Source organism: Spirosoma spitsbergense DSM 19989, assembly GCF_000374085.1.
In the GTDB taxonomy this organism is placed as follows: Bacteria; Bacteroidota; Bacteroidia; order Cytophagales; family Spirosomataceae; genus Spirosoma; species Spirosoma spitsbergense.
Window position 1 is genome coordinate 1 of sequence record NZ_KB893574.1, and the last position, 23,769, is coordinate 23,769.

The window sequence follows — 23,769 nt, forward strand, 5'->3', positions numbered from 1 at the left end:
ATTTGGGCCCTTGAAACGGGCGAGTGGCTCATCAAAGCGGGTCATAAAATACCAACCCGCAACTTGACAGGCCGATGCCAAGCGTTGTTTAGTTTATTCCGTCACGGTTTAGATGAACTGCGCGATAGAATCCTTAAAGGCCAACCTGTTGGCCACCTTGTACCACTTTTGTCCTGTACTTAGAACCCAGTCACGAACGGCGACGGTTTCGGTTGTAGTGGCATCGCTCCGGCTCCCCGGTCAACATACTCGACTAATTCAGTGTAGTCATCTGCCAGTGACCCGAACAGGGCCTTCACCCGAAAAACTGTGTGTCAACCCATTGCCTGAACACAGACCCAGTCGGTATTGCGCCTTCGGCCCGGGAGCCACACTGCCAAACCAACCAATGTTTTGAGCGGTCGATTAAATCAATAATCCCCCCAACCACCTGAACGGCCAGCCTGTCCGTGAATACGTTAAAACCCCGCCTGCTGGTCGTTGAAGACGAAGCCAAAGTTGCCCTCTTCATCCGGAAAGGATTAGAGTACAAACTCACTGCTGGCGTAAGCCAATGTTTGAAGCATAGTCGGTCCGAAAGTGCCCTGTCTGGATGTGTTATCAGGTCGAATTACCGGATGTAGCCCAGGTCTGGCTCTGCCTGTCGAGTCTGATTCGGGTCGATAGTGAAAGTTGGAAAGGCGGGGTAGTGATGCAGGACAGATTCCTGTTTTCAGATACCATCGCCCGCAACGTCGCCGTGGGCGTGGAGCGCATCGACGCCGACCGGCTGAATCATGCCGTGCGGACGGCATGTCAGCCACCGCCGAGGTCATCACCGATGATAGCCGTTTACTGGAGAAATTGTTTTATCAATTACGTAAAGTGGCGGGTGGCTAGTAAAATGGAGTGATTTACGTAGGCAGCTATACTGGCAAAACGTAGTAGTGGCAATCATGCCAGGTTTTTGAGCAGGCGTTTTATAATGCGAACTCAACAATTAGCCCCTATCGGCTTTCGCTTTGACTGATTTCTGTTGTTACACGTGTCTGTCTAACCGTGCTGGTTAAATCACTACTTTTTCCTGGCAACTGAGGTGCGATAAAAAGAATTACTGCTTGCACTAAGGGTATTTTCTCTGAACTGCGTCTTGTAGATTGAATTGTATCTTTTTGGGATATTTTAGTCTAAAAGAAAGCCCATGCAGCAGGTCAATACCCCAGGAGATTTCTCTGCTCAGCCAGCAAACGTCCGATTTCCCTTTCGGAATGATTTAGCTGATGAACCAGAAAATAAAAGCATGGACCGTTCGGACGATGAGCTTTTCATTCGGCAGGTATTCAATACCAGCCCTGTGCAAGGTTGCGAGTTGTTGTTTCGACGCTACCACCGGGCCCTGTGCAGCCATGCTGCCCGCTACGTATATTCCAGAGAGGTGGCCGAAGATATAGTCAGTGACGTGTTTTGCAAATTCTGGAAAACCAACGCCTATCAATCCGTCACCTCTTCCTTTCGGTATTATCTGTTTCGCAGTGTTCGTAACGAAGCGTACTCCTACCTGCGATCAGAATTTACTCAGTTAGACAGTCTGGACCATAACCTGACCGAAAGCGCAGCTGGCCTTCGGCCCGATTACATCACCCAATACGAAGAAACGTTTAACCGGGTCAAGGAATTGGTGGAAGAACTGCCCCCTCAATGCCGGAAGGTTTTTCTGATGAGTCGATTCGAGGGGAAACGGTACCAGGAAATTGCCGATGAGCTGGGTTTATCCATCAAAACGGTTGAAGTCCACATGGGAAAAGGGCTGAGCTTTATGAGAACGGGCTTGAAAGGCTACCTGACGCTATTGGCGAGTTTAGTGCTTCTGCTACTGGAAAATGGGTAGTGGACTAAGGTGTTTTTTCCAGAAAAGCGTCTCCTGATAAACGAGTAATACAAGGCATGAAAGCTGATATCACCAAGGAGTTAATCTTCAATAATTTCGCCAACAAGACCACACCCTTACAGCGAAAGCAAATTGATGACTGGTTGCAATCGCAAACCAATGAAGAACTCTATTACCAATGGCTGGAAGAATGGGAAAATGCAAACCTGGAGTACCTACCCCAAAGTGAACGTCTGCTAGAACGATACACCCATTTTTTACACAATAATCCACACCCTGTTCAGGCTAATCAACTAAAAAACCGGTCGGGGTATTTTCAGCAACGGCAGTGGTGGCTAACATGGTTGATTGCGGCCTCCGTCCTGTTTGTGCTGGCAATGGGCACCTGGCTCTTTAGGGATTACACATACTACAAAACGTACCAGACAGCCTACGGCGAAGTAAAAACGTTTGTGCTGACAGACGGCAGTCAGGTAACACTCAATGCGAACTCATCGCTTCGGATACCGCGCTGGGGATTTGGGGACCAAAAACGAGAAGTCATTTTAGACGGCGAGGCTGGTTTTACGGTAACACACCTGCCTAACCACCAAAAATTTTTGGTGAAAACCGATAAGAAGTTTGAGGTTGTTGTGCTGGGTACCGAGTTTTCCGTTTTTGCCCGCCATCGGGGAGCGCGGGTTATTTTGGAAAAAGGCAAAGTACAGGTCAACTACCAGGAGGGAAATTCCGCTAAGCAATTGGTGATGAAGCCGGGCGATTTAGTGTCGTTCAATGCAAAAAATCAGGCTACGCTGAAAACGGTTTCCCCATCCCAAAACTTCTCCATCTGGAAAGAAAAACGGTTTGTATTTGACGAGATATCCCTCTCCGACGTGGCGCAGCTATTGGAAGAAACCTACGGCCTATCCGTAACGATTGATACGCCTGAACTTGCCCAGCGAAAACTGATGGGGTCTTTTCGGGCCGAAAATGTCGATGAACTCTTGCGTACCATTTCCGACCTGCTCGACATCAACGTAGTTCGTCAGGAAGACCAGGTGCGACTTTCCGAAAAATAAACCTATACCTTTTTCTAAATCAAATCTTATGAAGATGCACGGTTTACGCACTGCTTACAAACTGGGGCTAACGGCTATTCTTTTGGGATTGGGCTGGCCAGCTCAATCCCAACTAATGGCCAGTGTTCAACAGACCAGAACTCCCGGACTGTCTCAAACGACGGTTAATCGCCTGTTGAGTGATGTACTGAGTGACCTGAAAAGTTACTACCATGCCGAAATTTTGTTTGAGCCGAAAACGATACAGGGCATTTCGGTCAGTAGTCAGTTAGTCGATACAGGGCTGAGCCTGGAGCAAAACTTAGAGAATGTGCTACGGCCTGCCGGGCTGAAGTACAAAAAAATCAATCGAACCTCCTACACCATTTCAATAAACAGAGGCAATAAAACGGGCCGTAGTGCAGATGTCCGCTTTCCGGTCGGCATTGCTTCCGAAACCGAGATGACGGCCCTTGTACTGACTTCGCAACTCACCTCTAAAGTTGAACCGTTCACGACCCGTACAACCCAGACTCCCGCTGATATTACCGTGGCTGGAGTTATTAGCGACGAAAAGGGGGAAACACTTCCCGGTGTAAGTATTGTGCTAAAAGGCACCCAGAAAGGAACAACCAGCGACTCGGAAGGGAGGTATAAGCTGGATGTACCCTCGGCAGCGGCTATCCTTATTTTTAGCTTTGTGGGCTATGTACCTCAGGAAGTGGTGGTTGGGAGTCGAAAAACGCTGGACGTTACGCTTACGGCGGATAATAAAACGCTGGAGGAGATTGTTGTGGTGGGGTACGGAACCCAGAAACGCAAAGACCTGACGGGAGCCGTGGGCACTGTAGACAGTAAGGAAATCAAAGAAATGTCGGTCACGCGGATCGACCAGGCCCTGCTGGGTAAAGTGGCGGGCGTGCAGGTTAAGCCCGTAAGCGGGGAGCCGGGCGCCCCTCCGCAAATCAGAATCCGGGGTATTGGCAGCATCTCGGCCGGGGCTGGTCCGCTCTACGTCGTGGATGGCTTCCCGACGCAAACCATCGAGACGCTGAACCCCAACGACATTGAAAGCCTGGATATTCTCAAAGATGCCTCTGCCACGGCTATTTACGGCTCTCGGGGCTCGAACGGCGTCATTATCATCAACACCAAACGGGGCCGGAGCGGCAAAGCGACCATTACGTTCGACACCTACTATGGCTTGCAGAAGGTATCCAAAGTGCCTCAGTACATGAACGCCCGGGAACAGGCCCAGTATTTCTACGACGGCGTTAAGAACCGGAACATCGATGGGGGCTTTAACGTGTCAGGGCCCGGTAACACCTGGAATTTCAAAGTGCCCCAACTTATTCTGGACGTACTGGAAGGGCGTAACACAACGGATGTGGAACCATTGGATGAGGTACTGCGGGTGGCTCCCCAGCAGCAATACCAGCTTTCGGCAACGGGCGGCAGTGAAAACATGAAGTACGCCGTTAGCGGGGAGTATTTCAATCAGGATGGCCTGATTATCAACAGTAACTTCAAACGCTATTCGTTACGCGTCAATCTGGATGCGAAACTGTCGAACCGGTTAGCCCTTAAACTTAACTTTAATCCTTCTTTTATCGACAAGGGTAACGTCAATTCAAGTGGGGTAACGGTTGGGGCCGGCGATTTCAGTGTAATGGGAGCCGCCACGTCGGTGAATCCCTTCTACCCGATCTACGACGATAAGGGAGACTATTTCTGGTATAACGGGCTCGAAGCCGTAGGGAATTTCAATAACCCATCTGCCCTGGCCCGGGAGGTGAAGGACCGCCAGCGCCGAATTGGTATGCTGGGTAATGTCAATCTCGAATATAAAATTCTGGATGAGCTGCGGTTCAACGTCCTGCTGGGGGCTACGCTCCTGAGCAGCAAAGGGTCGCGCTTTGTTCCGCAGCTTCCGGCCTTTTTCAACGAACCCGCTTCTGGTACAGACAACGTAGCTGCGAGCTATAACTGGCTGACCGAATATACCCTGAACTATGTCAAGAGCTTTGGCAAGCATAACCTGACTGGTCTGGCAGGCTTTACGGCCCAGCAGGAAACCGGAGAATCCAACCTCATCGCCAGTAATAAGTATCCCAATAACCTGGTGCCTACCCTGAGCGCCGTTAGCGGTATTATCACCAACGGAACCTCGGACCAGTACCAGTGGTCATTGATTTCCTATCTGGCGCGGGCCAACTACAACTACAACAGCAAGTATTACGTAACGGCTTCGGTGCGCACCGATGGCTCGTCCCGGTTTGGCAGTGAGAATAAGTACGGCGTGTTTCCCTCGGCTGCCTTAGCCTGGCGTATTTCGGACGAGAATTTTCTGCGTAACGATCGATCCATTAGTGAACTTAAGTTGAGGGCCAGCTATGGTAAAACGGGAAATAACAACATTGGTAATTTCGAACATTTTGCCACGATCAATTACCAGAAGTACCCACTGGGCGAAACGCCAGCGGCTGGCTTTGTGCAGGGCCGACTGCCCAACCCGCTGCTGACCTGGGAAACGCAGGAGCAGCTGAATGCGGGCCTTGATGCCGCCTTCCTCAATAACCGGCTTCGCTTCACCATCGATTACTTCATTTCCCGGAATACCAATTTATTACTGAATGTCAACACGCCCGGCATTACGGGCTTTAGCACGGCGCTGAAAAATATTGGGGAGGTGCGCAACACGGGCTGGGAGTTTTCGGCCAGCACGGTCAATACCACCAGCCAGTTTAAATGGACCACCGACTTCAATATTTCGACCTTTAAAAACAGAGTCGTTAAGCTGGGGCCCAGTGGTGACCCGATCATCAATGGGGGCAACATTACCATGATTGGCCAGCCCATCGGCATGTTTTACGGCTGGCTGACCGACGGAGTGTTTCTTAACCAGGCTGAGGTGGACAGAGGGCCGGTTTTCAGCCCTGGCACGGCGTCCCGCTCCCGGCCCGGCGACCTGCGGTTTGTGGATGTCAGCGGGGCCAATGGGAAGCCCGATGGGGTTATCAATAGCTTCGACAAAGCCATCATGGGGTCGCCCTATCCGGATTTCTACTATGGCATGTCGAACCGATTTTCCTATAAAAATCTGAGCTTAACGGTTAGTCTCCAGGGTGTTTATGGCAACCAGCTTCTGAGCGTTGCCCGCCGGTCAACGTACGCTACCCGGTCCCGCTTCCGGAATGCCGCATCCCAGAACAACTACTGGCGGTCGGAGCAGCAGCCAGGAGATGGCAACACCCCCCGCCCTAATGACGCCCCAACGGGCAACGTTCGGGGGGAATATAGCCAGCGGTGGCTGGATACGGGAACGTACCTGCGGATCAACAACATATCACTGAACTACGCGGTGCCGGAGAACCTGAGCCAGCGTCTGGGACTTAGTTCACTACGTGTTTACCTGAACGCCAACAACCCGTTTCTTTTCACCAAAAACATGGGCTTCAACCCGGACGTGAGCAACGGCGATAACCCCCTGACCCCGGGCCTGGACCTGAATGATTATCCGTTGCCCAAAAGCCTGATTTTAGGCCTGACACTTGGTTTTTAATGACCGTTCCTCCCAACTAAACCTACCAGGAAATATGAAACGTATCTTGTTCGTATTCGTACTTGCCATCCTGCTGACAACGTCCTGTCGGAAGGAATTTATCGAGCTAACGCCGGTGTCTACGGTCAGCGTCGATGTATTATACAAAACAGATAAAGATTTTCAGGATGCGGTTGTAGGGGTTTACAGCGGCTTTCGGGTGCCTTATCAGAACTTCTGGCAGTTTGGCGACCTGCGGGGCGACGATACCAAACACGATCTGGCCAACGGGCTGGAGTCGATTCGGGTCGATAACTTCCTGACCGATTACAGTGACAATATCCTGCTGGCAAGCTGGCGGGGCTATTACAGCGCGATCACGAATGCCAACACCATCCTGGACAAAATTGCCGGGGCCAATGCAGCCGTGGTAACCAATAAAGACCGGCATATCGGCGAAACCAAATTCCTGCGGGCGCTGGCTTATTTTAACCTGGTGCGCATTTTTGGTGATGTCCCTATGGTGACTACGCCCATCTCGACGGAAGAAGCGTACCAGAAGGGCCGGGAGAAGGTGGATAAAATATACGAGGAGGTTATTATCAAAGACCTGCTCGATGCCGAAGCCAAGCTACCCGTCAAATACACGGGAGCCGATGTGGGTCGGGCCACCAAAGGAGCCGCCAAAGCACTGCTGGGCCGGGTTTATCTGACCAGAAAAGAGTTTGCCAAAGCGGAAGAGAAGCTAAAGGACGTTACAACCCTTGGCTACGCGCTCCTGAAAAACTACAACGACCTGTGGGACTATACAAAGGATGAACACCATAGCGAATACATTTTCGATATTGAGTACCTGGCAGGCGGCATAGGCCTGGGCAGTACATTCACCAACACGTTTACCCTGGAGTTTCAGTCCGGTGGGAAAGCACTGGTCGACGAGCTATCCCGTATTTACGGTATTTTGCCCGGTGCCACCGCAGCCAGTGGCGGCAACCCAACGGCGGGTATGTTTGCGGCTTTCGACCCCAGCGACCTGCGCCGGGATGTCAGCGTCGCTAAAGGCGTTATTGGTGCCGATGGCAAGTTCGTTGCCCTGTCGACCACGGGCGTCACCTCGTTCTCCAAAAAATATATGGCTCCGCTAAAAGCCAATAACGACAGCCCGACCAACTGGAAGGTGATCCGTTACGCCGATGTGTTGCTGATGCTGGCCGAAGCCATGAACGAAAATGGCAAAACCACCGAAGCCCTTCCGTACCTGAATCAGGTACGTCAACGGGCTGGACTGTCAGCCTATACCGGATTGACAAAAGATGAGTTTCGCGAAAAGGTGTATCTGGAACGGCGGCTGGAGCTGTATCTGGAAGGCCACCGCTGGTTTGACCTGGTCAGAACCGGGCGTGCCTTAACGGTGATGACCGCCTTTGGCATGAAGCCGTACATGACGGTTTTCCCCATTCCGCTAACAGAGCTGGAGATTATCCGCAACCCTGCCGTTTTTGCGCAGAATCCGGGCTACGAATAGTGTACGGGTAGATAGTAAAAATAAATTTCTTAGGGTTTTTATCAGGAAGTTTCATTCGTATTTAGCAGGCTGAAGTATGCAACAGGAAACCAGTCAGGAATTTCTCCCGGTTAGCCGACGGCTTTTTCTGAAAATGGCGGGTTTGACCACCCTGGGTACTGGCTTTGAAGGGATTGAGGCCTTTGAAACAAAAGGCATTTCCCTCGTTGCTGATCCAGCCGATGCCGTTGCCAACGCGGCATCCGTGCAGTGGGCGGCTCATGAACTGGAACAATCATTGACTACCCGACGCATTCCCGTTCAGCGATGCGCCCAACTCACACAGGCCACTGCCGGTAACCTGTGTATTGTGCTGGCCGGAGCGAGTTCTTCTCTGGCTCGCCCGCTGTTAAAGGCAGGCGGAGTTGCCGTGCCCGCCGTACCCGAAGCGCTGGGGTTGGTCATGGGGCAGTCGGCCGGAAAACAGGTGTTGCTGGCCTGCGGCCACGACGAACGGGGCCTCCTGTATGCAGTGCTTGAACTGGCAGACCGGGTTCAGTACGATGCGCAGCCAGTTGCCTCCCTCACGAATCAGAAGCCCCTCGCTGAGCAGCCTGCCAACGCCATCCGCAGCCTGACCCGGCTCTTTGTGAGCGAGGTAGAAGATAAAGGCTGGTTCAACGACCGCGCCATGTGGCCCGAGTACCTGACAATGCTGGCTACCCAGCGGTTCAACCGCTTTAACCTGAGTTTAGGCATTGGCTACGACTTCCTCCGCAACGTGACGGATGCGTATTTTCTGTTTGCCTATCCCTTCCTGCTGTCAGTGCCCGGCTACGCTGTCCGGGTGCCGGAGCTGTCGGATGCCGAACGGGACCGGAATCTGGCCATGCTGCGCTACATTAGTGAGCAGACCGTAGCGCGGGGCATGCAGTTTCAGCTGGGTTTGTGGATGCACGGCTACCAGTGGCTCAACAGTCCGAACCCCAATTACACCATTGCCGGTATCACCCCCGAAAATCACGGCCCCTACTGCCGCGATGCTGTGCGGGCGCTGTTGCAGGCCTGCCCGGCCATCAGTGGTGTGACGTTCCGGGTACATGGCGAAAGTGGCGTGAATGAAGGCAGCTACAAGTTCTGGCAAACCGTGTTCGAGGGGGTGGCTACCTGTGGCCGCCGGGTAGAAATCGACATGCACTCAAAGGGTATGGACCAGACCATGATCGATTCGGCCGTGAACACCGGCTTACCCATCGTGATTTCGCCCAAATACTGGGCCGAGCACCTTGGAATGCCGTACCACCAGGCCGATATCCGCGCGATGGAAGTTCCCGACCCGAAGAAAAAAACCTCAACCCTGATGAATCTCAGCGAAGGGTCGCGGAGCTTTATGCGGTATGGCTATGGTGATTTGCTGAAAGAGAATCGATCCTATCGCGTGCTGCATCGCATCTGGCCCGGTACGCAACGGCTGCTGCTCTGGGGCGATCCGCTCACCCAGGCGGCACACGCCAGAGCGTTTAGTTTTAGTGGCAGTGCGGGGGCCGAACTGATGGAGCCGCTATCGTTTAAAGGACGCCGGGGGACGGGTATTGCCGGGGGGCGCTGCGGCTATGCCGATGCCTCGCTGGAACCGCGCTGGGACTGGCAGAAATACCAGTACACGCTCCGGCTCTTTGGCCGACTGCTCTATAATCCGGAAGCAAATCCGGCAACCTGGAAACGGTATCTGAACAAATCATTCGGAGCAGGTGCCGGGTCCGTTGAACAGGCGCTGGCCAACGCCAGTCGGATTTTGCCCACTGTGCTCACTGCCCACGGCACATCGGCGGGCAATAACACGTACTGGCCCGAAATGTACACCAATCAGCCCATTGTGGACCCGGCCATCAATGGGAACATCAGCCACCTCTACGATACACCCTCGCCCAAAGTGTTTGGGAATGTCAGTCCGCTCGATCCTCAGCTATTTCTGTCCATCAACGACTATGTGAACGAACTGCTGAAGGGTAGTCGAAGCGGCAAATATACACCCATCGACACGGCGCAGTGGCTGGACGACTACGCCACCGAAGCCGATAAACACCTGACAGCGGCCCAGGGAAACGGGACTAACAAAAAAACACCGGAATTTCGGCGGATGGTGGTCGATGTAGGGATGCAAATTGGCCTGGGGCGGTTTTTTGCCAGTAAATTTCGGGCGGGGGTTCTCTACGCCATCTATGAACAAACCGGCAACCGGACGGCCCTGGAGCAGTCGCTCAACGCCTACCGCAATGCCCGGACGTTCTGGGCCGACCTGGCCAGCCGGGCTAAAGGGGTTTACAAAACCGACATTACGGTGGGTGAGCAGACGTTCCTGCGGGGGCACTGGACTGACCGGCTCCCGGCCCTGGACCAGGATATTGATGCCATGGCAAAAAAACTGGCGTCAGCCACCGACAGTGATGCCGCTTCGGATAGGCCTGTACAGGTGGCCATCCAGACCGCCCTGGCTCGTCCCCGGCGTGTGAGTTCTGCCAGTCGCCACACGCAACCTTCCTCCTTCCAGGCCGGGCAGCCCGTTGCCATTCAGGTGTCTTTTGAGAAAGCACCCCAGCTGGTCAGGCTGTATTATCGTCGGGTCAACCAGGCTGAACGGTACGAGGTGATGGACATGCAGGCCGAAGGAACCCAGTATCGGGCCACGATTCCGGCTGCCTACACGCAATCGGTTTATCCGCTACAGTATTATTTCGAAATAGTGGACAATCCGGAGGTCGCCTGGCTCTATCCGGGCTTCAACGCCGAACGTACCAATCAGCCTTATTTTCTAGTCCGGCAGGCCTGACCCAAACATCGCGACGGATGAAAAGCTTAGTTGTTTTTGCTGCCTGTTTTACTGGATTTATTTCGGGTGCTTTTTCACAGACCGTGCAGTTGCTGTACGATCGAACCCGGCCCCAGACTGCCTATGCTGCTCATACGCTTGAGAAGGCACTCCGGGAACAGCACTACGTCCTGAGCGAAAAACAGGCCAGTTACACCCTGACATTGGCCGTAGACGCCCGCCAATCCGATCCCGAAGCCTTTTCTATCAAACCGGCAACCGGTCAGCTAACCATTACGGGCAGCGATGAACGGGGATTGCTCTACGGCTGCCTGTCTCTGAGTGAAGACCTTCGGAATGGAACAGCCCTACCCAACATTAAGGCCCGTCACGAAAAGGCGAATCTGCCCTTTCGGGCCATTAAGTTCAACCTCCCCTGGGACTCGTATCGGGAAGGGTACGCCATGGAACTGCATCAGGAGACCTGCCGGGACCTTCGTTTCTGGGAAGCCTTTCTGGACATGATGGCCCAGAACCGCTTCAATGCCCTGACCCTGTGGAATCTCCACCCCTTCCCCTTCATGATCCGGCCCACCAACTTCCCCGAAGCCAGCCCCTTTACCGATCAGGAGCTGGCCGACTGGCAGGCACTGTACCGGGGTATTTTTCGGCTGGCGAAGGAACGGGGCATCGATACCTACCTGGTCAACTGGAACATCTTCGTTAGCCCCGAATTTACCAAAGCGTATCAGGTGGGGGGCGACAACCCGGACAATCGAATTCATTATGGAAATGCCGACACGTCGGCAATTATCAAACGCTACACGCGGGAGTGCGTCACGCAGGTGCTCAACGAGTATCCCGACCTAACGGGATTAGGCTTTACTCATGGGGAAGCCATGCGCGGCATGACACCCCGGCAGCGTCAGGACTGGTTTAGCGAGACCATTCTGGCGGGTATGCAGCAGGCCAGCCGCAAGGCCAAACTTATTCACCGGGTGCCGCTTGAAGCTAATACGGGCGTGGGCGGTTCTACCAGCATTGGCACCGAACAACTGACCCGCAAAGCGATGGAGGAGCTTGATTTTCTGGATGGGCCCATCTGGGCCGAAATCAAGTTTAACTGGTCGCACGCTTTTTCATCGCCGAAACTCATAAAAGTGCATGGCGGAAAAATCAGCGACACCTACTTTACCCCACAGCCCAGAAACTACCGGATTGCCTGGATGGCCCGCAACGAGGACTTTTTCTGCCTGCGCTGGGGCGTGCCGGGCTTTATTCGGGAGCACATCGCCACCAACACCCAACCCTATGTCGGGGGCTATTTTGTTGGGTCAGAAGGGTACATCCCGGCGAAGGATTACTTCACCAAACCCGGCCTGGGCGTCGACTGGCAGTATGCTTTTGAGCGGCAGTGGCTGTTCTACAAGCTATGGGGCCGCTTGTTGTATGACCCCGCCACGCCGGATGCCGTATTTAAGGCGGAGTTTACCCATCGGTATGGCAAAGGAACTGAACCGCTGCTGGAAGCCTCGGCGCTGGCCGGCACCACCCCCTTGCGGCTGGCTTCCTATTTCGATTTTACCTGGGATTTTTCGCTGTATAGTGAAGGGTTCATGGCGATGGATAAAAAAAGCATGGACTACATTTCCGTTGACCGGTTAATCAGCCAGCCAACAACGGATACTACCGCTATTTCGGTAGCGGAGTATGTGCGCAAAGGGAGCCGCGGGGTGGCCTTCGGCCCCGATAAGCTTACACCGCTCAGGCTGGCCGGGTTACTCGAACAGGATTGCCGCAACGCCCTGAATCTGGTAGCACATAGCAAAACAACAGCGAATAAGGCCCTGCCTTTCGAAGTGGCCGATATAAAAGCCTGGGCCTATCTGGGTCTGCATTTCGCCCAAAAACTCAGAGGAGCTACCGCCCTGGAAACCTACCGCCAACAGGGGGACGAAGCCCATAAACAGGCCGCCATCCAGTACCTGGAAAAGGCCCTGAAGCAGTGGGATGAGGTTATCCGCATCACTCGCCCACTGTATAACGATATGCCCCTGGCGGCTTATTCGTATCCGCACGATGGGAAACGGCTTGTTTCTGACACGAACCGGCGGTTTCACTGGCAAACCCTAAGGCCGGACGTCGCCAGGGACGTCGAAACGGCCAGAAACGCCACCGTTCAGGCAGCTAGCAAAAAGCAATTAGTCGACCATTGACTAGCCATACGGCCCCGGCAATACATACCCGATTTCTGAAAACCCTAATAACTGTGTACTCATGAATAGTAATCTCTCTCTGCTCAAGTGGTTATTTTTACCGTTCCTGCTTGGTTGGTTGTCTCTGCCATTCAGGAGCTATGCCGCCGTTGGCACGCCGGAGCTATCCATCGTGACGGATCAAAAACCCGGCCTTGCCGTCAGGCACGGGCTTCGGAAAGTAACGGACGCTTTACGGGCCAGACGTGTCCTGTTTGAGGAAATCAAATCGATAGCTCAGGCAAGGGGCAAAATCATTCTGGTTGCCGGACTGGGAGCCGGTGGCGGAACGGCCGCTCAGTTGCTGAAAACAGGAAGCCGACCTGCGCCAGAGGGCATGGAAGCCCTGTCAGTCTGGAAAACAATGTCGGCCAAAAAGCCAGCGTGGGTGGTGAGCGGGTCCGATGACCGGGGGCTCATGTATGGTTTGCTGGACGTTGCCGACCGCATCGGTTGGGGTGCCGATTCAAAAACACCCCTCAGTGAGCTAAAAGAAGTGACCGAAAAGCCCGCCGTGAGCAACCGGGCCATCTCCATCTATACCATGAACCGGGCCTACTGGGAAACCCGGCTGTATGACGAGAAGCACTGGAACCGCTACCTTGATTTACTGGCTCAGAACCGATTCAACAAGCTGGTGGTCATTTTCGGCTATGAAAACGGCGGCTTTCTGGCCCCCTGTTATCCATACTTCTTCAATGTGGAGGGCTATCCGGATGTGCGCATGGTGGGCATCACGCCCCAGCAGCAGCAGCGCAACCTGCTGGCGTTCAACCGGCTGATACAGATGGCGCACGACCGGGGTATCGAATTTACGGTGGGTATCTGGGACCATATTTACCGGGGCGGGGTGCAGGGCGGTGGTATTCCCGGCACCAAGGATGCGCCCGACAAACCCATGCCGGGCCTGGTATGGGGGCTGAACGCCGACAATCTGACGGCCTACACGAAAACGGCGCTGGCAAAGTTTGTGAAACAGGTACCGCATCTGGATGCCATCCAGTTCCGGATGCACAACGAGTCGGGCCTGAAAGAAGGCGAACAGGAGAGTTTCTGGACCGATGTGTTCCGCATTATGAAAACAACGGCTCCCAACCTTCAACTGGACTTGCGGGCCAAGGAGTTGCCTGAGTCAGTCATTCAGAGTGCGCTGAACGTGGGCGTTAACTTCCGGATCAATACCAAGTACTGGATGGAGCAGATGGGCATGCCCTACCACCCCACGCTGGTAAATCCCGATAAAAGCCCCATTCGGCATAGTTACGCGCAGCTGCTTCGGTATCCGCAGAAATACCGGATGAACTGGCAGCTCTGGAGCGGAGGAACCACCCGTATACTGCTGTGGGGAAGCCCGGACTACGCCCGTCGGTTTGCCGAAAGTACGCACCTGTACGACGGCGACGGTTTTGAGATAAACGAACCGCTGGCGACCAAAATGGAAGCCCAGCCGCACGATGAAAAACCCTTTGCATTATTAAATGCGCCGTATCGGTACTACGATTATGAGTTTGAGCGCTACTGGCACTTTTTTCAGGTTTTTGGGCGGATTGGCTATAATCCATCGGCCGATCCGGAACTATGGCACCATGAATTCAAACGCCGGTTTGGGGCAGAAGCCGCACCGGCTCTCGAAAAGGCCCTGCATCAGGCCAGCTGGATTCTGCCCCGCATTATCACCTCCAGCTACCCCTATACCAGCTTTCCTACCACAAGGGGATGGGCAGAAAAGCAGCGCCTGGGCGATTTGCCCACCTTTGCTAAAGCGGAGTTCAGCGATATGGCCCAGTTTGCCAGCTTCGACGAAGAGGCCCGAATGCATATCGACGGCGGAGAAACAGCCCGCATCCTTCCATCGGCCAATAGCCGCTGGTTCCGGCAAACAGCCGGGGAGCTGAACCAGCTTATTGCTGAAGCCGAAAGAGCCGCCGGGCAGAAACCAACGAAAGAATTTACGTCGACCCTGACCGATTTGAAGATTCTGTCCAATCTGGCACTGTATCATTCAAACCGGATTCTGGCCGCCGTAAATTACCGGATTTTTGACCGGACGCAGCAGGCAACGGCCCTGAACGAAGCACTGACCCACGAACGGGCAGCCGTTGGGGCCTGGCGTCAGCTGGTAGCGGCTGCGGGCGATGTATATACGGACAACCTGGCGCTGGGTGTGTGCGTAGCCGACCTTTGCGGACACTGGAAAGACGAGCTATCGGCGCTGGAAAAGGGTCTCGCCACTCTGGAGCAAAAGCAAGCTGCTTTACGAACTGAAGCCAGTACGGCCAAAACAACTCCCACGAGCGCAGTCCTGCCATACACAAAACTATCCGACAGCCCGGCGCGCCCCTCGTTCCAGATTTCGCATGAACCGGTTACGAGTGCGCCCGCCGGCCAGCCCATCGCCGTAAGCGTAACGGTGCGTGCACCGGCAGGGGTCAAGTGGGTTCGGTTACGCTACCGGAACGTCAATCAGGAACTGGCCTACCAGACGCTGCCCATGGCCCCCTCCGGCGAAAAAGACACGTATCAGGCTGTGGTCCCCGCCCGGCAGATCGACCCACAGTGGGACTTTATGTACTTCATTGAAGTGATGGACAAGAACGGGGCAGGCCAGATTTATCCAAGTCTGGACCAGGAGACGCCCTACAGACTAGTGAACTTAATCCGGTAGAGTCAACTGGTAAGTATCTTATTGTTAGCAGTATTAAAGATAAGGAGCGCCGTATGATACAGAATGAGATGACTATGAAGAAAGTTCTTTTAGTGCTGCTCGGTTGTCTGGCCGGATTTGCCAGCGACGTTTATTCGCAAACGATTCATATCCGGCAATCGACCGAATCGCCACGAATTGCCTATGCCGCAAAGAAGCTGAAGAAGGCCCTGTCTGAAAGCGGCTATACGCTAACCGATGGCAAAGCCGCGTATGAAATAAACCTTGTACTGAAAACCGACACATCGGGCAGTGAGGCCTACTCAATAACCCCCGCTGCCCGAACCATTACCGTTACTGGCAGCGACGAAAACGGCCTGCTCTACGGCTGCCTGGCCCTGGGCGAAGACCTGCGAAATGGAACAACCCTGCCCACCATTAAGGCCCGTCAGGAAAAGGCGAATCTGCCCTTTCGGGCCATTAAATTCAACCTCCCCTGGGATACGTACCGGCATAGTCAGGCACTCGATCAGCACTGGGAAACCTGCCGGGACCTGCGTTTCTGGGAAGCTTTTCTGGACATGATGGCCCAGAACCGTTTCAACGCCCTGACCCTGTGGAACCTCCACCCGTTCCCCTTCATGATCCGGCCCACCAACTTCCCCGAAGCCAGCCCCTTTACCAATCAGGAACTGGCCGACTGGCAGGCGTTGTACCGGGGTATATTCCGACTGGCGAAGGAGCGGGGCATCGATACCTACCTGGTCAACTGGAACATCTACGTAAGCCCTGAATTTGCCAAAGCCCATCAGGTTGCCCTGGACAATCTGGACCATAAAATCCACGCAACCGGCGACACGTCGGCTATTATCAAACGCTATACGCGGGAGTGCGTCACGCAGGTGCTCAACGAGTATCCCGACCTGACCGGATTAGGCTTTACCCACGGCGAAGCCATGTGGGGCATGACGCCCCGGCAACGTCAGGACTGGTTTAGCGAGACCATCCTGGCCGGTATGCGGCAGGCCAGCCGGAAGGCTAAACTCATTCACCGAGTGCCGCTTTCGGCAAACCTGGCGCTGGGTGGATCAACGAGTGTCGACACGGAACAACTGACCCGCAACGCCATGGAGGAGCTTGACTTTCTGGATGGGCCTATCTGGGCCGAAATCAAGTTCAACTGGTCGCACGCTTTTTCCTCGCCCAAACTCATAAAAGTGCACGGCGGTAAGCTGAATGATACCTATTTTACCCCTATGCCTAAAAACTACAAAATCGCCTGGATGGCCCGTAATGAGGACTTCTTCTGCCTGCGCTGGGGCGTGCCGGGCTTTATTCGGGAACACATCGCCACCAACACCCAACCCTATGTGGGCGGCTATTTCGTCGGCTCAGAATGTTATATCCCGGCTAAGGATTACTTCACCAAACCCGGTCTGGCGGTCGACTGGCAGTATGCTTTTGAGCGGCAGTGGCTGTTTTACAAGCTGTGGGGGCGGCTGCTGTATGACCCCGCCACGCCGGATGCGGTGTTTAAAGCGGAATTTACCCATCGGTATGGCAAAGGAGCGGAACCGCTGCTGGAAGCCTCGGCCCTGGCCGGCACCACGCCCTTACGGCTGGCTTCCTACTTCGATTTCACCTGGGACTTCACGCTGTATAGCGAAGGGTTCATGGCGTTGAACAACAAAAGCATGGACTTTATTTCCGTTGACCGGCAGATTAGCCAGCCCCCCGCTGATGGCGATTATGTATCGGTTCTGGAGTACGTGAAAACGGTAGCGAAGGGTGGTTCTTTCGGGAAAAATAGAATTACCCCACCGGACCTGATTCGGCAACTGGAGCAGGATTGCCAGAAGGCACTGGCGTTGGTGAAACCTGTCAAAACACCCGGCAGTGCCCTACAGCAGGAGGTAGCCGATGTAAAAGCGTGGGCGCACCTGGGCCTGTATTTTGCCCAGAAACTCAGAGGGGCCGTGGCCTTGCAGACCTATCGGATCCAGGGCGATGAGAAAAATAAAGCGCTGGCGATTCGGCATCTGCAAAATGCCCTGAAGCAGTGGGACGAGGTGATTGCCCTGACGCGCCCGCTGTATAACGATATGCCCCTGGTCCACTTCAGCGAATCGGACGATACCCGGCGGTTCCACTGGGGAAATCTAAGGCCCGCCGTGGCCAACGATATTGATATTGCCCGCAATGCTTCTGTTACCCTAACCAATTAACCCCTTCACTTTATGAAACTCGTCCTTATCTTTTTAACCAGCTTGCTGTTCGTAGCCTCCGCCCCGCGTTCATTCTTTTTAGTGGATAAGGTGGCCAATGCGTTGACCAATGAAGCCGATGACCCGCTGAAAAAACGAAAAACGGGCAGCCCGCTCGACCACTTACCCAAAAACATTGAGGTGTTAACCGGCTTTGGCGAACGCGCTGATTTTTCGCCGGATAACAAACGGATTGCGTTCATGACCAAGAGTTTTGGGGATGCCATGGTGCTGGACCTGGCCACCCGCCAGGTTAAATGCCTGACCTGCAATGTACCGGCAGCCGTTTTCCTGCGGGTCATGCACCTGGCCAATGGCGATTACATACTGATTGGCCCGGAAAGATTTCAGGACATCCGCATTAGCCGGTCGAGGGACAACGAGTTATGGTACCTGAGTAAAGTGCCGGGCTCAAAGCCGGTCAAGCTGGGCGTACACATGAGCGAAGGCATGGCTATTTCGAAGAAGAGCATGAAAATTGCGTATTCGCAGGTGCATGACCAGGTCCCGGAACTGGCCGAGAATGCCTCCCGGCTGGTTGTTTGTGAGGTCGATTTATCCGGCGGCACGCCCAAACTGATCAACAAAAAAACCGTCTACGAAGGCAATGGATATCCTTTTGAAGCCCAGGACTTTTTCGATAATGAGTCAAAAATGACCTTCGTTCGGTACGAGCCCGTTCGGGATGCGAACGGGAAACAAACCGGTCTGAACGCGTCAACGATGACCCTCGATCTGAAAACGAACGAAGTTGTCAACCACTCCCAGAAACCCCAGACCTACAACGAATGCGAAGGGGTTTTCCCGGATGGCAGGTATACGCTGGTGGAGGCCGACCGGCAGTGCGATTGGCTGGGAGGCAAGCGGGGTTCATCCAACATCGATATCTGGAAACTGAAGCTCGATGGTACCGGGAAGGATTTCGTTCGGCTAACCAACTTCAACGATTATGAAGGGGGCAAAGCGTCTAATCCGGTGGTGTCGACGGATGGAAAATTCATGGCTTTCCAACTGGCCAACACCGCCGATCCCGCTGGCGTTGGCTACGGGCTATTGCTGTACAAGTTTTAACGGCCGACGCTGACGGGTAATTTCTACTCTCTTTCTCCCACCCGCCATCACTACGCTGGTATAACCGATTCCCTAAACCGATTCCTGTAGATGAACTATACGCAAGTTACCGACCCGCTTAACTACCTCGGCTTATCTGCTTTAATGGCAGCTTTACCTATCCTGTTCATCTTCTGGGCATTAATTATCCGCCGGAAGAAGGGTTACCAGGCCAGTTTACTGACCACGCTGGTGGCCCTGCTGGTGGCTGTTCTGCTATATGGTATGCCCGTCAAACTCGCAGCGCTGTCGACCCTGCACGGGGCGCTCTACGGGCTGTTTCCCATTTGCTGGATCATCATCGGCGCCGTTTTTCTCTACAACATAACCGTTGCCAGCGGCCAGTTTGAGGTTATCAAAAACTTCATGGCGTCTATTACCCCCGATCGGCGGCTACAGGCCCTGCTGATCGCATTCTCATTCGGGGCCTTTCTGGAAGGCGCTGCCGGTATGGGCGCGCCGGTAGCCATTACGGCAGCTATGCTGGTAGGGCTGGGGTTCAATCCGCTCTACGCGGCTGGCATCTGCCTGGTGGCCAACACCGCACCGGTCGCCTTCGGGGCCGTTGGCACGCCCATTCTGGTGGCTTCGCAGGTGTCCGATATACCCGACATGGCCATTTCGCAACTCGTCGGGCGCACGCTACCCATACTGTCTGTGCTGGTGCCGCTCTACCTGGTTTCGCTGATGGCCGGATTCAGAAAGTCGCTGGAGGTATTACCCGCTATCATCGTTTCCGGAGTGTCGTTCGCTTTTTTTCAGTGGCTTACCTCCAACTATTTAGGCCCGATGCTGCCCGATGTCATTGCCGGGCTGGCCTCTATTCTGTGCCTGATGCTGCTGCTGAAATACTGGAAGCCCAAAACGGTCTGGCGTTTTCAGGAAGAGCCTCCCCAAACCCTGGAAACGGAACTCCGGTATTCGTCGGGGCAGATTCTCCGGGCCTGGACACCCTTCCTTATCATGACCCTGATGGTGATTGCCTGGGGGCTGGAGCCTGTCAAAGCCGCACTGAACTCGCTGGGACACGTTAAGTTTATGGTGCCGGGTCTGGAAAACATGGCGAAGGCCGATGGAAGCCCACTGGTCGTTAAACCCGTTGAATTTAACTATCTGTCCAATCCCGGTTCGGCCCTGTTGCTGGCTGCACTGATTTCGCTGCCACTGATTGGCATGCGTTACGCGGAAGGGGCGAAAGTTTACCTTGATACGCTTGTGCAGTTGAAGTTCTCCATCGTTACCATTGCGTCGGTGGTTGGTTTCGCCTTTCTCGCCAACTATTCGGGCATGTCGATTACCATGGCTGTGTCGATGGCCAGTACGGGCGCGCTATTTCCTTTCTTCTCACCGGTTCTGGGCTGGCTTGGCGTATTCCTGACGGGTTCCGATACCTCCGCAAATGCCCTGTTCTGTAAACTTCAATACACATCGGCCGATACCATCGGGATCGACCCGCTGATAACGGTGGCAGCCAATGCGTCGGGTGGGGTGACGGGGAAAATGATTTCCCCCCAGTCCATTGCCATTGGGGCCGCAGCCGTAGGACTGGTCGGGCGCGAATCGGAGCTGTTTCGGTTTACGGTGAAACATAGTTTCATCATGCTCCTGGCCGTTTGTCTGCTCACGCTAATGCAGGCGTATGTAACGCCCTGGATTGTGCCCGCCTACCAGCTGATGGAAGCCACAACCACTACCGCCGTTTCGGATGTGTCAGCCGGTTTTTTGTACATAACGGCGCTGACGGTGCTGATCGTGCTGATCGCTTTGGCTGTCGTGCTGCTGAATCGGAAACGAATCAAGCTGGCTTGACGGGTCATTCCTAGTAAATCAATCTTTTTTAGTGCTTTAGGTAAGAACGAGTTTCCAACCCCTGATCCTACTCCTTTACCCCATGACCGTCGGCCTTTTTATTCCCTGTTACGTCAACCAGTTTTATCCCCAGGCCGCCATTGCTACCCTGCAACTGCTGCAGAAGCTAGGGGTCGGGGTGGTCTACCCGCCCAAGCAAACCTGCTGCGGGCAACCTATGGCGAACTCCGGCTTCGAACACCTCACGAAGGAGTGCAACGATCTTTTTATGGAAAACTTCGCCCGCTTCGATTATATCGTGGCCCCATCGGCCAGTTGCGTGCTCCACATCAGGGACCATCTGCATTCGGCGGATGATCCGGCGCAGGCCGATAGCATCCGGTCAAAAACCTACGAGCTGGTCGAGTTTCTAACCGACGTACTGAACATTGACAACCTGAAGGCCTGGTTTCCTCATAAAGTAGGGCTGCATCAAAGCTGCCACGGACTGCGGGGCCTTCATCTGGCCCAGATGAGCGAACTCAATGCGTTGCCATTTTCCAAACCCGTGCGTTTACTGAACATGGTCGATGGCCTGGAACTGGTTGACCTGGACCGGCCCGACGACTGCTGCGGGTTCGGGGGCACGTTCTGCGTCGCTGAAGAAGCCGTGTCAGTTAAGATGGGTAAAGACCGGGTGCAGGATCACCAGCGGAACGGGGCCGACTACATCACCTCCGTCGATCTATCCTGCCTGATGCACCTGGAAGGAATCCTGCAACGGAACAGAAGCGGCCTGAAAGCACTGCACATTGCCGAAATCTTAAATTCGACCCGCTAATGGAAAAAGCACTAAAAGATCATGCCGCGCTGGCGGAGGAGTTTATCAAAGACGAAGAGCGTGTCGACTGGCACGACGGGGCCCTCTGGTGGATTCGCCAGAAGCGCGATATAGCCGCTAAGAACATACCGGAATGGGAAGCCCTGCGCGAAGCGGCCTCACAGATCAAGAGCAACGTGCTGTCTAACCTGCACGATTATTTGTTGGAATTTGAAGCCAACGCCCAGAAAAACGGGATCACCGTACACTGGGCCGCCGATGCCGAGGAACACAACGCTATTGTGTATTCCATCCTGAAAGCTAAGGACATAAATCAGCTGGTCAAGAGCAAGTCCATGCTCACGGAGGAATGCCACCTGAACGAGTACCTGATCGAGCGGGGCGTTGACGTGATCAATTCCGATCTGGGCGAATACATTCAGCAGCTGGACAATGAACCCCCCAGCCACATTGTGCTGCCCTGTATTCACAAACGGAAAGAAGAAATTGGGGCTATCTTTCACGAACACCTGGGCACCGAAAAAGGCGTATCAGACCCCACCACGCTGACGCGCTTTGCCCGCCGTCACCTGCGCAATGTGTTCGTTACCCGGCGGGCGGCTCTCACGGGCGTGAACTTTGCCGTGGCCGAAACCGGTGAATACGTCGTATGTACCAACGAAGGAAACGCCGATATGGGCGCGCATTTGTCCGAGGTGCAGATTTCGTCGATGGGCATTGAAAAGATCATTCCTAAAAAGAAGCACCTGGGCGTGTTCCTGCGGCTGCTGGCCCGCAGTGCTACCGGCCAGCCCATCACCATTTATTCCAGCCATTTTAAGAAACCACGGCAGGGACAGGAGATGCACCTGATTCTGGTCGACTACGGCCGGAGCCGCCAGCTGGGCCGACCCGATTTCCGGGATTCGCTGAAGTGCATCCGGTGTGGTGCGTGCATGAACACCTGCCCCGTGTACCGGAAAAGTGGCGGCTTAAGTTATCACAATACAATTTCGGGGCCCATTGGCGCTATTCTGGCCCCTAATCTGGATATGAGGAAGCATGCCGATCTGCCCTTTGCCTCGACGCTTTGCGGCTCCTGCTCTAATGTTTGTCCGGTGAAGATCAACATCCATGAGCAGCTGTACAAGTGGCGGCAGGTGATCGTTCAGGAAGGCTATGCGGCCAATACGAAAGTGATGGGCATTAAAGCCATGGCCTGGACCCTGTCCTCGCCCGCTTCCTACGCCCGAATCGGGAAAGCCGGTCGATGGGTGCTAAACAACATTCCATTTGCGGTCAACAATAAGTTTAACCCGTGGTATAAACAGCGGGAAATGCCCGATGGCTCGAAAGGGTCTTTTGGGGAATGGTACGCAAAAAATGGCCGAAACGAGGAGGAAGGCAAGCAACCCGAAACGACCCAGACTCCGGATGTACCCCTAACCGACAAGCACCATGAGCGCTAGAGAAAGCATATTAGCCGCCGTGTTATCCAATCAGCCACCTACCAGTGCGCTGCCCGATATTGATGCATTCAAGGGTACGGAGCAGGATATCGTGTCGGGGTACAGGAAGGTGTTTGCCAGCATTGGGGGCCAGGTCTTTACCGTTAAAAGCCTGTCGGAGATCAATTACCTGATTCAGGAGAATTTTGATGTTTCCCTACGCATCATCACCACCTTACCGGCACTGCACCAATCCGGCGACGGAATCGAACTACTCTCCGCCGAGGTGTCGCCCCATTCGTATGAGGATATTGAACTGGCAGTGCTGGAGGCCGAACTGGCCGTAGCCGAGAACGGAGCCGTCTGGCTGCCCGAACAACGGATGGGCCAGCGGATCATTCCCTACATCTGTCAGCATTTGGCGGTGGTGGTTCCTGCCGAACGGATCGTGCCGACCCTGCACGAAGCCTACGAGAAAATCGGGGTGGGCGACTATGGGTTCGGGGCGTTCATTGGCGGCCCTTCCAAAACCGCCGATATTGAACAAGCCCTGGTACTGGGCGCACACGGCCCCATTTCCATGACGGTTTTCATCCTTGAGGAACCCGAAAAATCCGTGGCTGAACAATAGACCAACGGGCTACCGGCTGACTTTTTATTTTACCTGTAAACCTTACGC

Annotated in this window: 15 protein-coding genes; all 15 read left to right on the forward strand. The window is 54.2% G+C overall.

Translation table 11 applies throughout. From position 1 onward, the window contains the following. Positions 1-183, forward strand: a 183-nt coding sequence (locus B157_RS39435) for a hypothetical protein (RefSeq protein ID WP_211225018.1), incomplete at its 5' end; no start/stop codon positions are given. A 409-nt stretch (positions 184-592) separates the two neighbouring features. Next, the gene (locus B157_RS0124670) at positions 593-892 is read left to right on the forward strand and encodes a hypothetical protein (protein WP_020605987.1); all 300 of its coding nucleotides are present in this window, start codon (positions 593-595) and stop codon (positions 890-892) included. A gap of 387 nt (positions 893-1,279) precedes the next feature. Continuing rightward, positions 1,280-1,867, forward strand: coding sequence for an RNA polymerase sigma-70 factor (locus B157_RS0124675; RefSeq protein ID WP_157618575.1), 588 nt, complete (start codon positions 1,280-1,282; stop codon positions 1,865-1,867). 56 nt (positions 1,868-1,923) lie between these two features. After that, positions 1,924-2,928 carry a FecR family protein gene (locus tag B157_RS0124680; protein WP_020605989.1) on the forward strand — a complete coding sequence of 335 codons (1,005 nt, stop codon included), beginning with the start codon at positions 1,924-1,926 and terminating at the stop codon, positions 2,926-2,928. Between the two features lie 28 nt (positions 2,929-2,956). Next, positions 2,957-6,469, forward strand: a complete 3,513-nt coding sequence (locus tag B157_RS0124685; protein ID WP_020605990.1) for a SusC/RagA family TonB-linked outer membrane protein — start codon at positions 2,957-2,959, stop codon at positions 6,467-6,469. A 34-nt stretch (positions 6,470-6,503) separates the two neighbouring features. Beyond that, entirely contained in the window at positions 6,504-7,973 is a 1,470-nt protein-coding gene (locus B157_RS0124690; protein WP_020605991.1) for a RagB/SusD family nutrient uptake outer membrane protein, read from the forward strand. Positions 7,974-8,049: 76 nt separating this feature from the next. Next, entirely contained in the window at positions 8,050-10,782 is a 2,733-nt protein-coding gene (locus tag B157_RS0124695) for a hypothetical protein (RefSeq protein ID WP_020605992.1), read from the forward strand. Positions 10,783-10,799: 17 nt separating this feature from the next. Continuing rightward, a complete protein-coding gene (locus B157_RS0124700; RefSeq protein ID WP_020605993.1) occupies positions 10,800-12,977 on the forward strand; it encodes a glycoside hydrolase family 20 zincin-like fold domain-containing protein in 2,178 nt (725 codons plus the stop codon). A gap of 61 nt (positions 12,978-13,038) precedes the next feature. Continuing rightward, on the forward strand, positions 13,039-15,681 hold the full coding sequence (locus tag B157_RS0124705; RefSeq protein ID WP_020605994.1) for a hypothetical protein: 2,643 nt from the start codon (positions 13,039-13,041) through the stop codon (positions 15,679-15,681). A gap of 74 nt (positions 15,682-15,755) precedes the next feature. Beyond that, on the forward strand, positions 15,756-17,885 hold the full coding sequence (locus B157_RS0124710) for a glycoside hydrolase family 20 zincin-like fold domain-containing protein (RefSeq protein WP_041952263.1): 2,130 nt from the start codon (positions 15,756-15,758) through the stop codon (positions 17,883-17,885). 12 nt (positions 17,886-17,897) lie between these two features. After that, positions 17,898-18,995 (forward strand): TolB-like translocation protein, encoded by a 1,098-nt coding sequence (locus B157_RS0124715; RefSeq protein ID WP_020605996.1) that lies wholly within the window; start codon positions 17,898-17,900, stop codon positions 18,993-18,995. A gap of 90 nt (positions 18,996-19,085) precedes the next feature. Continuing rightward, on the forward strand, positions 19,086-20,843 hold the full coding sequence (locus B157_RS0124720; protein WP_020605997.1) for an L-lactate permease: 1,758 nt from the start codon (positions 19,086-19,088) through the stop codon (positions 20,841-20,843). A gap of 82 nt (positions 20,844-20,925) precedes the next feature. Beyond that, positions 20,926-21,663 carry a (Fe-S)-binding protein gene (locus tag B157_RS0124725; protein ID WP_020605998.1) on the forward strand — a complete coding sequence of 246 codons (738 nt, stop codon included), beginning with the start codon at positions 20,926-20,928 and terminating at the stop codon, positions 21,661-21,663. After that, entirely contained in the window at positions 21,663-23,111 is a 1,449-nt protein-coding gene (locus B157_RS0124730) for a lactate utilization protein B (protein WP_020605999.1), read from the forward strand. Before B157_RS0124725 ends, B157_RS0124730 begins: the two co-directional genes overlap by 1 nt. After that, a complete protein-coding gene (locus B157_RS0124735) occupies positions 23,101-23,721 on the forward strand; it encodes a LutC/YkgG family protein (protein ID WP_020606000.1) in 621 nt (206 codons plus the stop codon). The genes B157_RS0124730 and B157_RS0124735 overlap by 11 nt, the downstream gene beginning before the upstream one ends. The last annotated feature ends 48 nt before the right edge of the window (positions 23,722-23,769 follow it).